Here is a 2,596-nt window from a genome sequence, read left to right as displayed (position 1 = left end):
GATAAATATAAACATTACAGTGTAGATATTAGGGATCAAAAAAACATCGAGAAAATTTTCCAACAAAATACTTTTAATTTAATTATTCATGCCGCGGCGCAACCCTCGCATGACTGGGCGGCTAAAGAGCCATTAACTGATTTTTCCATTAATGCTACAGGAACACTAATTCTACTTGAAAATTTTAGAAAATATTGTCCTGAGGCTGTTTTTATTTTCACCTCAACCAATAAAGTTTACGGAGATACCCCCAATAATCTTCCCTTGGTCGAACTAGAAACGCGTTATGAATTGCCGAAGGATCACCGTTATTATAAAGGAATAGATGAATCTATGAATATAGATAATTCACTTCATAGTATTTTTGGGGTTTCCAAAGCTTCGGCTGATCTTATGGTTCAAGAGTATGGTAAGTATTTTGGACTTAGAACCAATGTTTTCCGTGGCGGCTGTTTAACAGGCCCCGCTCATAGCGGAACAGAACTACATGGTTTTTTAGCTTATTTGGCTAAATGTATCGCCACAGGGGAAAAATATACAATTTTTGGCTATAAAGGAAAACAAGTAAGAGACAACATTCATTCCTATGATTTAGTGAATGCCTTTTATCATGTTTACTTAAAACCACGGTCGGGAGAGGTGTATAACATGGGGGGGTCTAGATATTCTAATATTTCAATGATAGAAGCCATTAAGAAAATCGAAAAAATTTTAGGTAAGAAAGCCAATGTCGAATATACAGATAAGCATAGGAAAGGAGATCATATCTGGTATATTTCTGATGTGAGTAAATTTAAGAAACATTATCCAGGCTGGGACTACAAATACGATATTGATATGATTCTGGAAGAAATTTGCAGATATGGACATTTCTAAGAGTGAAATAGTTATTGCTACCCATTATTTAGTTTATGGAGCCCCGCAAGCGTTAAGAGATTATCTATTAAATAACAAAATTAAGGAACTTCTTTTTATAGGCCACCCCCTAATAATAGATGAGACAAAATCTTTCAGGGAAATAATTATAAAAGGTTCTGTAATATCCAAAAGATATTTTCCGTTAAGAGCAAAACATTCTTTTCTTAATTATTTTCCTGAATTTTGTTTGAGTCTTTTTTGGGTTTTATCCAGAAAGAAAAAGTACAACCTATTCATTGGTGTAGATGGGCTTAATGCGTTTGTTGGTATTATTTTAAGAAAATTGGGAAGAGTAAATAAAGTAGTATTTTACACCATTGATTATGTGCCAATAAGGTTTCCCAATAAATTTTTTAATCGTTTCTATCATTGGTTAGATAAATTTTGTCTCAAAAATGCCGACGAAACCTGGAATGTTTCGCCTCGTATTGCAGAAGGTAGAGAAAAAATTAAAGGCTTAAAAAAAAGCGATTATCCTCGACAAAAAGTGGTTCCCATTGGAGTATGGCTTGATAAAATTAAAAGAACCTCTTGGGAAAGAGTTAAAAAACACCAACTTTTATTTGTGGGTAATTTACTAAAAAAACAGGGAGTTCAATTAGTTATCCAGGCGATTCCTGAGATTTCAAAAAAAATTCCGGATTTCCATTTTTTAGTTATAGGTGGAGGAGAATATGAAAATAACCTGAAAAAACTTGTTCAAAAAGTAAGAGTTGACAAATATGTTACCTTTACAGGATGGATTAAAGAAAGAAAAGAGTTAGAAGAAAAAATGAGAAATAGCGCTCTTGCTGTGGCAATGTATGAAAAGAACAAAGAATCTTTTACCTATTACGCTGATCCTACCAAAATAAAAGATTATCTTTCCATGGGAATACCGGTATTATTAACAGATCTGCCCTACAATGCCAAAGAGATAGAAAAAGAAAAATGCGGCATAATTGTTGATTATAAAAAAGGAGATATTGCCGATGCAATAATAAAACTTATGGGAGATGAAAAAAAATTACAAACCTATCGCCAAAACGCTCTAAGTTATGCTAAACGATTTGACTGGAATAAAATTTTTAAAGAAAGCTTAGAAAAGCTCTTATTATGAAACAAAACTTCCAAAAATATGGCCAGTATAAAAACGATATTTTTAATAAATTAGGATTTAATTTTAAGAAAGGTAAAAAAATTCTTGATGTCGGTTGTGGTGATGGTAGCGATGCACAAATATTTATAAATGAGTATAAATTAAATACCTATGGCATAGATATTTATAAACACCAAAACATCAAAGATATAGGCGGTTTAAAGTTTAAGAAAGCCAGCATCTTCAAAATTCCTTATGGTGATAGTACTTTTGATTATGTTTTTCTACATGATGTTTTGCACCATATTGACGAACCAAAACAGAGAAGAGAAAAACATATAAATGGCTTACATGAGTTGAGAAGGGTATGTAAAAAAGGAGGCTTCATAATTGTTGTAGAGGCAAATCGCTACAATCTCCTTTTTTATCCGCACATGACTTTAATGAAAGGACATGAGCACTTTAAGCAGAGTTATTTTAGGAAAAAAATTTTAGATGTTTTTAATAATGTCCAGTTTAAAACTTTTGAGGCCCATTTATATCCCGTAAGATTCATAAAAATCTTCAAAGTTTATGAAAAGATAATGGAAAAATTTCCGT

At 32.2% G+C, this 2,596-nt stretch carries 3 protein-coding genes; all 3 read left to right on the top strand.

What is annotated here, in order from left to right; genetic code table 11:
* Positions 1–876, top strand: an 876-nt coding sequence (locus PHI88_03760) for an NAD-dependent epimerase/dehydratase family protein (GenBank protein ID MDD5552244.1), incomplete at its 5' end; no start/stop codon positions are given.
* Positions 863–2,017: a glycosyltransferase gene (locus tag PHI88_03755; GenBank protein MDD5552243.1), complete on the top strand. Its 1,155-nt coding sequence runs from the start codon at positions 863–865 to the stop codon at positions 2,015–2,017. The genes PHI88_03760 and PHI88_03755, both read left to right, overlap by 14 nt.
* A partial coding sequence (locus PHI88_03750; GenBank protein ID MDD5552242.1) for a class I SAM-dependent methyltransferase occupies positions 2,014–2,596 on the top strand: 583 nt, incomplete at its 3' end. The genes PHI88_03755 and PHI88_03750, both read left to right, overlap by 4 nt.

The sequence above is a fragment of the Candidatus Paceibacterota bacterium genome, from assembly GCA_028716825.1.
Classification (GTDB): domain Bacteria; phylum Patescibacteriota; class Minisyncoccia; order Minisyncoccales.
Note: the sequence above shows the minus strand (reverse complement) of the source record. Positions and strands in the feature narration are given on the sequence as shown.

What these genes read in the sequence shown, in the direction of transcription:
- PHI88_03755 (MDD5552243.1), top strand. Translation starts at nt 863, where the DNA reads ATGGACATTTCTAAGAGTGAAATAGTTATTGCTACCCATTATTTAGTT.